At 45.9% G+C, this 244-nt stretch carries 1 protein-coding gene; it reads right to left on the bottom strand.

From position 1 onward, the window contains the following. Window positions 1-244 (bottom strand): hypothetical protein (locus ACYQ78_RS40000; RefSeq protein WP_459806216.1); only part of this gene is annotated, 244 nt, incomplete at both ends.

Here is a 244-nt window from a genome sequence, read left to right as displayed (position 1 = left end):
AGCGCTGTCATCCTGGCAGTTCTTGATTTTGTCTGCAAATTCTATGCATTGTAGTATAGCTTCTTGGCGAAGGTCTCGCTGCTTCTGCATTTCTTCCATTTGCTTCTTCTTTTCTTCGTTTGCCATCTGCATGGCTTCTTTGTGCCCTGACTTGTCGCCAATTTTCGATATCTCTTTAACTGCCTTGTCGACGTCAATTTTCGCGAGTGATACAGCAGCTTGGGCAATCCCTGTTACAGCGCCT

This window comes from Herbidospora sp. RD11066 (assembly GCF_054661255.1).
The sequence above is the reverse complement of the archived record's forward strand: the minus strand, read 5'-3'. Positions and strand labels throughout refer to the sequence as shown.